The sequence below is a fragment of the Tessaracoccus sp. MC1756 genome (assembly GCF_014164735.1).
Taxonomy (GTDB): Bacteria; Actinomycetota; Actinomycetes; order Propionibacteriales; family Propionibacteriaceae; genus Arachnia.
The window spans coordinates 51032-63505 of sequence record NZ_JACJFZ010000007.1 but is presented as its reverse complement, the minus strand read 5'-3'; the positions used below and the strand labels follow the sequence as shown (position 1 = coordinate 63505).

Annotated in this window: 14 protein-coding genes; 13 read left to right on the top strand and 1 reads right to left on the bottom strand. The window is 67.1% G+C overall.

The genetic code is table 11. From position 1 onward, the window contains the following. The first annotated feature begins 2 nt into the window (after positions 1-2). The 13 genes from H5393_RS13400 (at position 3) to dprA (ending at position 10754) form a co-directional block, all read left to right on the top strand. Positions 3-251 (top strand): RNA-binding protein, encoded by a 249-nt coding sequence (locus tag H5393_RS13400; protein ID WP_076062339.1) that lies wholly within the window; start codon positions 3-5, stop codon positions 249-251. Positions 252-328: 77 nt separating this feature from the next. Beyond that, on the top strand, positions 329-847 hold the full coding sequence (rimM, locus tag H5393_RS13395; protein ID WP_182767079.1) for a ribosome maturation factor RimM: 519 nt from the start codon (positions 329-331) through the stop codon (positions 845-847). Continuing rightward, entirely contained in the window at positions 844-1542 is a 699-nt protein-coding gene (gene trmD, locus H5393_RS13390) for a tRNA (guanosine(37)-N1)-methyltransferase TrmD (protein WP_182767078.1), read from the top strand. The genes rimM and trmD overlap by 4 nt, the downstream gene beginning before the upstream one ends. A 174-nt stretch (positions 1543-1716) precedes the next feature. Then, positions 1717-2394 (top strand): succinate dehydrogenase cytochrome b subunit, encoded by a 678-nt coding sequence (locus H5393_RS13385; RefSeq protein WP_370585998.1) that lies wholly within the window; start codon positions 1717-1719, stop codon positions 2392-2394. A 23-nt stretch (positions 2395-2417) separates the two neighbouring features. Then, entirely contained in the window at positions 2418-4436 is a 2019-nt protein-coding gene (locus H5393_RS13380; RefSeq protein ID WP_182767118.1) for a fumarate reductase/succinate dehydrogenase flavoprotein subunit, read from the top strand. After that, the gene (locus H5393_RS13375; protein ID WP_182767077.1) at positions 4433-5188 is read left to right on the top strand and encodes a succinate dehydrogenase/fumarate reductase iron-sulfur subunit; all 756 of its coding nucleotides are present in this window, start codon (positions 4433-4435) and stop codon (positions 5186-5188) included. Before H5393_RS13380 ends, H5393_RS13375 begins: the two co-directional genes overlap by 4 nt. A 224-nt stretch (positions 5189-5412) precedes the next feature. Beyond that, positions 5413-5760, top strand: a complete 348-nt coding sequence (rplS, locus tag H5393_RS13370; RefSeq protein ID WP_182767076.1) for a 50S ribosomal protein L19 — start codon at positions 5413-5415, stop codon at positions 5758-5760. A gap of 122 nt (positions 5761-5882) precedes the next feature. Beyond that, positions 5883-6692 (top strand): signal peptidase I, encoded by an 810-nt coding sequence (gene lepB, locus H5393_RS13365; protein ID WP_370585994.1) that lies wholly within the window; start codon positions 5883-5885, stop codon positions 6690-6692. Then, complete coding sequence (locus tag H5393_RS13360) at positions 6692-7342, top strand: ribonuclease HII (RefSeq protein WP_182767075.1); 651 nt, start codon at positions 6692-6694, stop codon at positions 7340-7342. Before lepB ends, H5393_RS13360 begins: the two co-directional genes overlap by 1 nt. Before the next feature lie 12 nt (positions 7343-7354). Beyond that, positions 7355-7669: a DUF2469 domain-containing protein gene (locus H5393_RS13355; RefSeq protein ID WP_182764331.1), complete on the top strand. Its 315-nt coding sequence runs from the start codon at positions 7355-7357 to the stop codon at positions 7667-7669. 90 nt (positions 7670-7759) lie between these two features. Further along, on the top strand, positions 7760-8128 hold the full coding sequence (locus tag H5393_RS13350) for a YraN family protein (RefSeq protein WP_182764330.1): 369 nt from the start codon (positions 7760-7762) through the stop codon (positions 8126-8128). Continuing rightward, positions 8125-9654, top strand: a complete 1530-nt coding sequence (locus tag H5393_RS13345; RefSeq protein WP_182767074.1) for a YifB family Mg chelatase-like AAA ATPase — start codon at positions 8125-8127, stop codon at positions 9652-9654. The genes H5393_RS13350 and H5393_RS13345 overlap by 4 nt, the downstream gene beginning before the upstream one ends. Next, entirely contained in the window at positions 9654-10754 is a 1101-nt protein-coding gene (gene dprA, locus H5393_RS13340) for a DNA-processing protein DprA (RefSeq protein WP_182767073.1), read from the top strand. Before H5393_RS13345 ends, dprA begins: the two co-directional genes overlap by 1 nt. Before the next feature lie 65 nt (positions 10755-10819). Here dprA and H5393_RS13335 read toward each other — a convergent pair whose 3' ends face one another. After that, positions 10820-12364, bottom strand: coding sequence for a terpene cyclase/mutase family protein (locus H5393_RS13335; RefSeq protein WP_182767072.1), 1545 nt, complete (start codon positions 12362-12364; stop codon positions 10820-10822). Positions 12365-12474 lie beyond the last annotated feature (110 nt).

Genomic DNA, 12474 nt, shown 5'->3' with positions numbered 1-12474 from the left:
GCATGCTTGCTGAAGCCCTGGAGCACCTCGTCGCTGGAATCGTGTCGAATCCTGACGACGTGACTGTCAAGGACAAGGATCTGCGCCGTGGTCGTCTGCTCGAGGTGCGTGTGCACCCCGACGACGTGGGCAAGGTGATCGGCCGTCAGGGCCGCACCGCCCAGGCCCTGCGCACCGTGGTCGGTGCGCTGGCGGGCAAAGAGAGCGTCCGTGTCGACTTCGTCGATGTGGACCGGCCCAGCCGCCGCTGACAGCAGCCTCACAAGCCGAGCAATGCCCCGGGACTTGACGAAAGTCCCGGGGCATCGCCTATCTAGGACATGAAGACATGAGTGAGATTGAAGTCATCGTCGGCCGCGTCGGCCGCGCGCACGGCCTCCGCGGCGAGGTGTTCATCGACGTGCGCACGGACGAGCCGGCGCGCCGGTTCATCGCGGGTGGCACGCTGCAGATGGGGGACGAGCGCCGCCCGGTGAAGCTTGCATCCGTCCGCTGGAACCGCGGCAGGCTGCTCGTCGGCTTCGCGGACGCCCCGGACCGCACCGCCGTCGAGAAGCTCACCGGGGAACTGCTCTACGACCGGGTCGCGGAGTCGGAGCTTCCCAGCGAGCCCGAGGAGTTCTTCGACCGGCACCTGGTCGGCCTTGTCGTGCGTGACCACACGGGCGCGGAACGCGGCACCGTGACGGAGGTGCTGCACCTCCCGGCGCAGGACGTGCTGCAGTTGGACGTCGACCGTGAAGAGCGGCTGGTCCCGTTCGTCGAGGCGCTGGTGCCCACCGTCGAGGTAGAGGCGGGCTACATCCAACTGGCCGACGTGCCGGGCCTGTTGGAGGACATCGAATGAGGCTCGACTACGTCACGATCTTCCCGGACTACTTCGCACCGCTCCAGCTCTCACTGGTCGGCAAGGCCATCGACAGCGGCATCATCGACGTGGCCGTGCACGACCTGCGCACCTGGACCCATGACCGGCACCACACCGTCGACGACACGCCGTACGGCGGCGGTGCTGGCATGGTGATGAAGCCCGAGCCCTGGGGGGAGGCCTTCGACGCGCTGGAGGAATCAGATCCCCGGCCCATGACCGTCATCGTGACCACCCCGACAGGCAGGCCGTTCACGCAGGCGCTGGCCTACGAACTCACTGCCAGGGAGCGGCTGGTGTTCGCCTGCGGCCGCTACGAGGGGATCGACCAGCGCGTCATCGACCACTGCACCGAACGCTACGAGGTCATCGAGGTGAGCCTGGGCGACTACGTGCTCAACGGGGGAGAGGTGGCCGCCCTCGCCGTCACCGAGGCCGTGGTGCGCCTCCTGCCGGGCGTCGTGGGTAACCCCGAGTCGCTCGTCGAGGAATCCCACTCCGCCGAGCACCAGTTGCTCGAGTACCCGAACTACACCAAGCCCCCGCTCTGGCGTGGCCGCGAGGTGCCGGAGATCCTGTTCAGTGGACACCATGCGAATATCGCGAAATGGCGGCTGGAGCAGGCCACCGAACGGACCCGGGAGCGGCGCCCGGACCTCCTCCACGAGGGCTGACAACCACCTGGTCCCCGTCAGCGAATTTAGCGAGCTGAAACGCACGTAAATAGTGCATGAGGACGGGCTGTCGGTTAACCTGCCCCCTTGGCCCACAACGTGATTCACGTTGGCTAGAGTGTCGCCGTGGCAACAAATCTCACCATTCATCAACGTGCGAGGCGAAGCACGGTCGTGAAGAAGGTCATCATGGCGGTGACCGGTCTCATCATGATCGCCTTCCTCCTAGTGCACATGTACGGCAACCTGAAGATGTTCTACACGGCGGACAACTTCCATGCCTTCGACTACTACGCAGAATGGCTCAAGGGCAAGACGCCCGATGGCGGCATCCTGTACCCGATCATGCCCGCCGGTACCTTCATCTGGGTGTTCCGCTTCGCCCTGGTGCTCTCGGTCGTACTGCACATCTGGTCGGCGGCTGCGCTGTCCGCCAAGACCCTCGCGCAGCGTGGCGACAAGTACGTGACCTCGAAGAAGAAGGTCCAGACCTACTCGTCGCGCACTATGCGCTGGGGTGGCGTCATCATCGCGGCCTTCCTGATCTTCCACCTCCTCCAGTTCACGATCGTCCCCGGCTCCCTCGGCGCCGGTGGCAGCGGCGAACACCCCCACGAGATGGTGCTGGCCAGCTTCAGCCTGTGGTGGATGGTCGTCATCTACGGCATCTGCATGGTCCTCATCGTCATGCACATCCGTCATGGCTTCTGGAGCGCCTTTGCGACGCTCGGCGGCAACCCCAGTGCCAAGTCGCGCCAGTGGCTGAACATCCTGTCCGTCATCGTCGCCGCTGTCCTGTTCATCGGCTTCATGGTCATGCCGATCGCCGTTCTGATGGGAGTCATCTCGTGACCGAGACCACTGCAACCGCTCCTGTGGAGACCGCGCCCGCCGTCACCACGCCTGCGGCCACGGACTTCTGGACCGTCGGCCAGGACATCTCCGACGCGAAGGCGCCCCAGGGCGTCTCCATCGACGAGGTCTGGAAGACCCGCCAGTTCCAGGCCCGCCTGGTCAACCCGGCCAACCGCCGCAAGCTCAGCGTCATCATCGTCGGCACCGGCCTGGCGGGTGGGGCAGCCGCCGCCACGCTGGGCGAGGCCGGCTACAACGTGCTGAACTTCTGCTACCAGGACAGCCCGCGTCGGGCCCATTCGATCGCCGCCCAGGGCGGCATCAACGCGGCCAAGAACTACCGCAACGACAACGACTCGACGCACCGCCTGTTCTACGACACGGTCAAGGGCGGCGACTACCGCGCCCGTGAGACCAACGTCTACCGCCTCGCCGAGGTGTCGGCGAACATCATCGACCAGTGCGTCGCTCAGGGCGTGCCCTTCGCCCGCGAATACGGCGGCCTGCTGGACACCCGTTCCTTCGGTGGCGTTCAGGTGCAGCGCACCTTTTACGCGCGTGGCCAGACGGGCCAGCAGCTCCTGATCGGCGTCTACCAGCAGCTGGAACGCCAGATCGCGGCCGGCACGGTCAAGATGTACGCCCGCCACGAGATGATCGAACTGATCGTGGTGGACGGCCGCGCCCGCGGCATCGTCACCCGCAACATGATCAACGGCAAGATCGAAGCCTGGACTGCGGACGCAGTCGTGCTCGGCACCGGTGGCTACGGCAACGTCTTCTTCCTCTCCACCAACGCGATGGGCTGCAACGTCACGGCGACGTGGCGCGCGCACCGCAAGGGTGCCTACTTCGGCAACCCCTGCTACACGCAGATCCACCCCACCTGCATCCCGGTGCACGGTGAGACCCAGTCGAAGCTCACACTCATGTCCGAGTCGCTGCGCAACGACGGCCGCATCTGGGTGCCCAAGCGCGCTGAAGACTGCGGCAAGGATCCCCGCGAAATCGCCGAGGAGGATCGCGACTACTACCTGGAGCGCATCTACCCGGCGTTCGGCAACCTGGTGCCGCGCGACATCGCGTCCCGGCAGGCCAAGAACATGTGCGACGAGGGTCGCGGCGTCGGCCCCGCGGTCGCCGAGCGTGACTCCGAGGGCAACGAGCGGCACATGCGTCGCGGTGTCTACCTCGACTTCTCGGATGCCATCAACCGCCTGGGTCAGAAGGCCGTCGAAACCAAGTACGGCAACCTCTTCGACATGTACGCCCAGATCACCGGCGAGAACCCGTACGAGACTCCGATGCGTATCTACCCTGCGGTGCACTACACGATGGGTGGCCTGTGGGTGGACTACGACCTCCAGTCGTCGATCACCGGCCTGTATGTCACCGGCGAGGCGAACTTCTCGGACCACGGCGCCAACCGCCTGGGCGCCTCGGCCCTCATGCAGGGCCTGGCCGACGGCTACTTCGTGCTGCCGAACACCATCAACGACTACCTGGCTGATGCTCCGTTCGACAAGGTCGACCTGGATCACCCGGCGGTCATCGAAGCCGTCGGGTCCGCCCGCGGCCGCATCGAGAAGTTGCTGAGCATCCAGGGCACCCGCTCGGTCGACTCCTTCCACAAGGAACTCGGCCACATCATGTGGGAGTACTGCGGCATGGAGCGCACCGAGGAGGGCCTCACGAAGGCCATCGGCCTCATCCGTGCGCTGCGTGAGGAATTCTGGACCAACGTCCGCGTGACGGGCGTCAACGAGGACTTCAACCAGGCCCTCGAGCGCGCCGGCCGCGTGGCCGACTTCATGGAACTCGGCGAACTGATGTGTGTCGACGCGCTGCACCGTCGCGAATCGTGTGGCGGTCACTTCCGCGCCGAGTCGCAGACGGAGGACGGCGAGGCCATGCGCAACGACGACGAGTACCTCTATGTCGGCGCCTGGGAGTGGGGCGGCGAGGGCGGCAAGCCCGTGCTGCACCGCGAGCCTCTCGTCTACAAGGCAATCGAACTGAAGCAACGGAGTTACAAGTGAAGCTCAAGCTACGTATCTGGCGCCAGGCCGGCCCACAGGCTGCCGGCAAGATGGTCGAGTACGACCTGGATGGCGTGTCCGAGGACATGTCGTTCCTGGAGATGCTTGACCTTCTCAACGAGCAGCTCACGCAGCGCAACGAAGAGCCGGTGGCCTTCGACCACGACTGCCGCGAGGGTATCTGCGGCATGTGTGGCGTCGTCATCAACGGCATCGCGCACGGCGGTAGCGAGTTCCGCACCACCACCTGCCAGCTGCACATGCGTTCCTTCGAAGACGGCGCGACGATCGACATCGAGCCTTGGCGCGCCGGAGCCTTCCCGGTGATCAAGGACCTCGCCGTCGATCGCACCGCCTTCGACCGCATCATCGCCGCCGGCGGCTTCATCTCGTCGAACACCGGTTCGGCGCCGGACGCCCACGCGACCCCGGCACCGAAGCGCGAAGCAGATCTGGCCTTCGACAACGCCACCTGCATCGGCTGCGGCGCCTGCGTCGCGGCCTGCCCGAACAGCTCCGCCATGCTGTTCACCTCGTCGAAGATCACGCATCTGGCGATGCTGCCCCAGGGCCAGCCAGAGCGGTACCGCCGCGTGAAGTCCATGGTGGCCCAGCACGACGAGGAAGGCTTCGGCAACTGCACCAACATCGGTGAGTGCGCCGCCGTCTGCCCGAAGGGCATCCCGCTCGAGTCCATCTCCCAGCTGAACCGCGACCTCATCAAGTCGATGTTCATGGGCGACGGCAAGTAGTCATCTGCCACACACGGGAGGGGCGGCGCTTCGGCGTCGCCCCTCCCGCGTTTGTGGGACCGCCCCGATTTCCGACGGTGCGCGCAAGGTGCCATAATGAATAGCCGTTGCCCACACCTGGGCAGCCCCAGCAATGCCAGCTCCTGCCACGGGGGGATCGTCTGCGCGTCTGCCGGGCCAGACAACACCGCGGTGACCTGTGGCACTGACGGAAAGGTTTGAACATGACCAACCCCCTGATCCACGAGGTCAACAAGGCGTCGCTGCGCGATGACATCCCGCAGTTCCGCGCCGGAGACTCCGTCAAGGTGCACGTGCGCGTCGTTGAAGGCAGCCGCTCCCGTATCCAGGTGTTCGCCGGCGTCGTCATCGCCCGCAACGCCGGTGGTGTGCAGGAGGCGTTCACCGTCCGCAAGGTGAGCTTCGGTGTCGGTGTGGAGCGTACGTTCCCGCTGCACTCTCCCATCATCGAGAAGATCGAGGTCGAGCGTCGCGGTGACGTTCGTCGCGCCAAGCTGTACTACCTCCGCAGCCTGCGCGGCAAGGCCGCCAAGATCCGCGAGAAGCGTTGATCACTGCTCCTGAGAGCTGCATGAACCGCCGGGCCTGTGCCCGGCGGTTCTGCGTTATCGACGTCTGTGGGCGGCGGTATGCTCAGATGAGCGACCCCGCCTGACCTCTAAGGACTGAATTCGTGGCATCCACCACCGAGCCCACCGAACCGTTCGCAGTCGGGGCATCCCAGACACCGGCAGAGCACGTCGAGCCCGCGCCGCCGGGCCTCGGCCGTCGCCTGCTCGGCTGGTTGGGGGAAGGCGTCCTGATCATCGTCGGGGCGGTCGTCATCGCCACGTTGCTTCGCACGTTCGTCGGGCAGATGTTCGTCATCCCCTCGGGATCCATGGAGAACACGCTCCAGGTCAATGACCGGGTGCTGGTGGCCAAGTTCGGCGGGTTCCAGCGCGGCGACGTCGTCGTCTTCGAGGACCCGGGCAACTGGCTGCCGCCCAGCACGCCCACGGACAACCCCGTCAAGAAGTCGCTCGAATTCATCGGGGTGCTGCCCAACTCTGGCACCGAGCACCTCATCAAGCGCGTCATCGGCATGCCGGGGGACCACGTCCGCACCACGGACGACGGCTTCCTGGAGGTCAACGGCCACAAGCTGGAGGAGTCGGCGTACCTGTACGCCGCCAACGGCGTCCAAGTGGCTCCGTTCACCGTCCCGTTCGACATCATCGTGCCGAAGGACCGCGTCTTCGTGATGGGAGACCACCGCAACGCCTCGAACGACTCTCGTTGCCGCCTGGGCGACGTGTCGCAGGTGCGGGGGGAGCGCGCCTTCGTGCCCGTGAGCAAGGTGGTGGGCTCGTCAGTGGCCATTGTCGCCCCGCTGCAGAGGCTCTCCACCTTCACCGTGCCGGAGACCTATGCGAGCGTGCCGGCGCCTGCGGCCCCCGCACCGGAGAAGCCGGACCTCATCCGGGTGGAGCCCGGCTGCTGATGATCCGGCCGGGTCGGGGCCCCTACGGGTATGAACGAGCGTTGGTACGCGCCGGGTTGGGTCCGGTCGCGGGTGCCGACGAGGCCGGGCGTGGCGCATCGGCCGGCCCCCTCGTCGCCGCCGCGGTCATCCTCAACCCGGACAAGCCCATCAAGGGCCTGGACGACTCCAAGGTCCTCACCGCCGCAGCCCGGGAGCGGCTCTACGACGAGATCGTCAACCGTGCGGTTGCCGTTGCCTGGTCGCTGGTGGAGCCGGCGGAATGCGATGAGTTGGGCATGCACCAAGCGGACCTGCACGGTCTTCGCCGAGCGGTGGGGCGCCTGGAGGTGGCGGCCGGGTTCGTGCTGACCGACGGCTTCCCCGTGGACGGCCTCGGCGTGCCCGGGCTGGCGATGTGGAAGGGCGACAAGGTGGCGGCCTGCGTGTCCGCCGCGTCCATCGTCGCAAAGGTCACCAGAGACCGCATCATGACCGAATACGACGCCACCTACCCCAGCTATGGATTCGCCATCCACAAGGGCTACAACACCAAGGTGCACCAGAGCGCCCTGCAGGAGCACGGCCCTTCACCCATCCACCGCTGGTGCTTCGAGAACGTCCGGCTCAGTGCCAGGCGGGCAGATGTTACCGCGGCCGAATCAAGCTAGAGTTGAGCAACCATGAGTGCCGAGGATCTTGAACAGTACGAGAGCAAGCTCGAGCTTGACCTGTACCGCGAGTACAAGGACGTCGTGTCCATCTTCACCTACGCGGTGGAGACGGAGCGGCGGTTCTATCTGTGCAACGCGGTGGATCTCAAGGTGCGCACCGAAGGCGGTGACGTCTACTACGAGGTCTCCATGGGCGACGCGTGGGTGTGGGACATGTACCGCCCGGCCCGCTTCGTGAAGTCGGCGAAGGTGCTGACGTTCCGTGACGTGTCGATCGAGGAGATCGCGCACTCGGATCTCCAGGTGCCCGATAACGAGGACTGAGTCCTCGTGCAGCACCCGGTTCCCCGGAATCTGTGGACAACGGTGATCAACCACCCCCTCTGACCATAAATGGGTCCGAGGTGATGACCCATGAACCACAAACAGACATTCGGGCGTCTGGGAGAACAACGAGCAACGGACTACCTGCTGGAATGCGGCTGGCAGATCCTTGAGCGCAACTGGCGCTGCAAGGAGGGCGAGGCCGACATCATAGCGATAGACCCTGACGCGCAGGCCCTGGTGGTCGTCGAAGTGAAGACGCGCGCAGGCCTGGGGTTCGGATCGCCGCTGGAGACGATCACGTACGCCAAGGCCCGCCGGCTCCGGCAACTGGCCGGCATCTACGCCCGGCAGTCCCAGCTGGGGCTGCCCCGGCTCAGGGTGGACGCCATCGGCATCCTCTGGCCCCGGAACGGCGGCTCCGAACTGGTGCACGCCCGCGGGATCGAGGAGCGGTGAGCCTGTCGTCGTGGTCAGTGGCCCTGCAGGGCATCGACGGACATCCGGTGGAGGTGGAGGCTGCGGAGGGCGGCGGCCTGCCCCGCACCCAGATCGTGGGGCTGGCGGACAAGGCGCTCAACGAGGCCAAGGAGCGGGTCAAGGCGGCCGTGCGGGCGTGCGAGTTCAAGTGGCCGGAACAACTGGTCACCATCAACCTGTCCCCGGCGGGCCTGCCCAAGACGGGTACCCACTACGACTTGGCCATCGCCGTGGCGGCGCTCGCCACGCAGGGCTACATCAGCTCCGGCAGGGCCGCGTGTACGGTACTGATCGGCGAGTTGGCGCTCGACGGGCGGGTGCGGCGGGTGCGGGGCATCCTGCCCGCCATGTTGGCCGCCGTGAAGGCCGGCTTCGAGCGCGCCATCGTCCCGTACGGCCAACAGGATGAGGCGGCCCTCGTGCCGGGCATCACGGTGGACGGCGCGGGGCGCCTCGACGAGGTGGTGAGGTTGGTCAACGGGCTCACGGTGGACAATCCTTCGGAGGCGGCGCCACCGTCCGAGCCCATGGCTGGACCCGGTTCCGGCTTCGTCCCTGATCTGGCGGATGTCGTGGGGCACGAGGACGGCAAGTTCGCCCTCGAGGTGGCGGCTGCGGGCCGGCACCACCTGTTCCTCACGGGGGCGCCGGGCGTCGGCAAGACCATGTTGGCGTCACGGCTGCCCTCGATCTTGCCGGAACTGGACCCCGACGAGTCGGTGGAGGTGTCGGCGCTCCATTCGTTGGCGGGGCACGAGCTCTCGGGGTTGATCACCCGCCCTCCCTTCGCGGACCCGCACCACTCCACCACTCAGGTGGCGCTCGTGGGCGGCGGCTCCGGCGAGTTGAAGCCCGGAGCCATTTCGCTGGCCCACAGAGGCGTGCTCTTCCTGGACGAGTGCCCGGATTTCGGCAGCAAGTTAGATACGTTGCGCACTCCGCTGGAGAACGGCTGGATCAACGTCAGCCGGGCCCGCATGTCCACCCGCTTCCCAGCCCGTTTCCAGCTGGTGCTGGCGGCCAACCCGTGCCCGTGCGGACGTTTCGGGGTGGCGGGGATGGATTGCACCTGCGAGTCCGTGAAGGTGCGCAGATACCAGGAGCGGCTCAGTGGGCCAATCCTCGACCGCATCGACATCAGGCACCAGATGGCGGGAATCAACCGGGTGCTGCTGGATTCGGATGTCGCGGCGCCGGAGGCCAGCGCCGTCGTGCTGCAGCGCGTGCTTGAGGCTCGCGAGCGCCAGCGGCACAGGCTGCGCAGTACTCCGTGGACCACCAACGGGGAGGTGGCGGGGCCTTACCTCCGCAAGAAGCTGCCGCTGCCGCTGGATCTGGGGCTGCTCAACAGTGCGCTGCAGCGTGGCACCATCAGCGCACGCGGCGTGGACAAGGTGCTGAAGCTGGCCTGGACGCTGGCGGACCTGGCCGGTGGGAGCGGGATCTCGGACAGGGAACTGCGCGTCGCGCTACACCTTCGCCAGGGTGACCAGGTGGCGGCGTGATGGTCACGGAGAGACAGGCCCGGATGGCGCTGTGCGCCCTCACGCCCCTGGGGCAGCCCAATGTGGTGCAGGCGCTGACGCGCTTCGGTGCCGAGCAACTCTGGCGGGGATTCCTCTCCCAACCGGACACGTCGTGGGGGAGGCGGGCGGAGGCGATCGATCTGCCCGGGCTGCAGCGGAGCACAGAGCGCTGCGGGTCAAGGTTCATCATCCCGGGAGATGACGAATGGCCGTCCGCCCTGACCGGCCTCGCAAGGGCGGAGGTCGCCAGGCAGACCGGTGAACCCATCGGGCTGTGGATCAGGGGACGGCCGCTGACCGGGCTGAGCGGAGGTGTGGCCATCGTAGGTTCCCGCGCCTGCACCACCTACGGTGAACACGCCGCCGTGACGCTGGCGGCAGACCTGGCGATGCAGGATCGTCCTGTCATCAGCGGGCTCGCCTACGGGGTGGACGCTGCCGCCCACAGGGGCGCGTTGGGGGCGCGTGGCACCACGGTGGCGGTGCTGGCCAGCGGTGTGGACGAGCCCTACCCGGCGGCCAACAGCCGCCTGGCCGATCGGATCATCGACGCGGGGGCGCTCGTGTCGGAGTTGCCGCCAGGTTACCGTCCCACCCGCTATGCCTTCCTGGCGCGCAACCGGATCATCGCGGCGCTGGCGGACGCGGTGATCGTCGTGGAGGCTGCCGCGCGGTCCGGCGCCAAGAACACGGCGTCGTGGGGCAACGCGCTGGGCCGCCCGGTGCTCGCGGTGCCGGGCCCCATCACGTCGTCACTGTCGTCCACGCCGCACAAGCTCATCCGTGACGGCGAGGCCATCCTCGTCACGGGTGCTGAGGATGTCCAAGCGGTGCTGTCCCCGTTGGGTGCAGTGGCCGAGTCCACCGGTCGTGGGGAGAGCCGGCCCATCGACCAGTTGCCGCTCCCGCTCATGGAGATCCGGGAGGCGGTTGGCTCCAAGGAGCACGTGAGCGCTGCGCAACTGTCCGCCCGTACCGGCCAGGCGATGATGGACGCGCTGGCCAACGCTACAGAACTCGTGGAATTCGGCTGGCTCGACGAGCAGGGTGGGCTCTTCTCCCTGCCCACAAGGCGCTGAACAGAACGAGGCCCCGGGGCCCGCGGCAGAGCCGCAGGCCCCGGGGCCTCGTTCTGTTGGTCGCGTCAGCGCTTCTCGGGGCCGCCGAACATCACGATGTTGTTGAACACCCACTGGTTCGACTGGCTGAAGGTGTAGCCGCCGGCAGGCTTCGCCGTGGCGCCGTACACCGTCGTCAGGGTGTAGGAGCGGCACGCGCCGGTGCCGGTCTGGGCGGTGTGGCATTCAGTGCGCCACTCGCGGCCACCGGAGGTGAAACCGTCCATGTCGTCCGCGGCGAGGGGGTTGCCCTGCCACGCCGCCTCCGTCATGTAGGGGAGGTAGGTGAGGTTGTTGAAGACCCAGCCGTTCTTGCGGACGAACTGGCCGTTCTCGATGGACACCACTGTGGCCCAGATCTCCGTGCGGCAGCGGTCCGTGCGCGAATACGGCTCGCACTGCGTCTTCCACAGCCGGCCGTTGACGGTGTGTTCACCGGCCAGGGTGTAGGGGGCGGTCCGCACGAACTTCGCGACAGGGGTGGGCGTGGTCACCGTCGGCTTCGGGCTGGGCGTGGGGGTCTCAGCGGCGCCGAGCCGATAGAAGTCCACGGGCGCCAGCGCGAAGGAGGCCTGGGTGGTGGCACGAAGCCACTGGCCGCGTCCCACGGCCGAGATGTTCCCGTCCACTGCCCGGTCGAAGGCCTGCTTGTCGTAGGCCACCGCTCCGGTGTTGTTCGCGCCGGTCAGCTGCAGCGTCTTCACCCAGCTACCGATGCGGCTCACCACCGTGGGCTCGAGGTCTGCGAGGGCAGCGGCCACGAGGCCGGTGGAGTTCGTGTTCGGGGAGGGCGTGAAGGGGAGGGCGCCGGTGTATGAGCCATCCTCGAGCTGCTGGGACTTCAGCCAGGACACCGCCTTGTCGAGCGGCGCCTTGGCGGCCGTGATGCCCTTGGCCTGCGCAGCCCGCAGCGCCATGACGATCATCGCCGTGCCGTCGGGGTCCGGCGACTTCTTCGCGACATCGCAGTGCTTCGCTGGGTCTGCGTCGAAGAACATGGGCCAGGCGCCACTGGCGCACTGCTGGCCAGTGAGGAAGGTGACCGTGTTGGCGGGCAGCGTCCCGGTGCGGGCCAGGCCGATCATGATGTAGGACTGGCCGAACGCGTTGGTGCCGGCCGCGTGACCTGGCATCGTCGGATCGGTGAACGACTCCGCAGCCAGCTTCTGCGGGTTGATCCCGGCGAAGCTGGAGGTGGAGTGGCCGGCAGCGGCCGTGGCCACCAGGGCCTTGCCGATCATGCCGTGGTCCCGGCTGGTGCCCAACTCGGCGTCGTCGAGGACGCGCTCCGCGAAGCTGGGGCCGGAGAGCCGCTCGATGGCCGAGAGCCAGCCGTCGATGGTGGTGTCAGGGAGGCCCGAAGCCACCCCGCCCAGCGTTGCGTCGAGCATGAGACCGGGATCTGGGAAGTCCTCGTAGGAGGACAGGCTGCCGTCGGGATTGGTCTGGGCAGCCACCCAGGTCATGCCCGCGAGAGCGTCGCTGGTGGTGTCAGCGGAGGCAAGGGAGCCGAGGCCCAAGGTGAGGCCGGCAATCAGGGGGAGCGCCATCAGGCGGGTGCGCATACGCACTGAGGATCCTTTCGCGTAAGACCCGCACACGGTGTGCGGGTGATCCATGCACGAGCTTCGGTCCGACTTCTCCACTGGAGTTACGGTTGCGCGTCAGTCCCGGATTCACA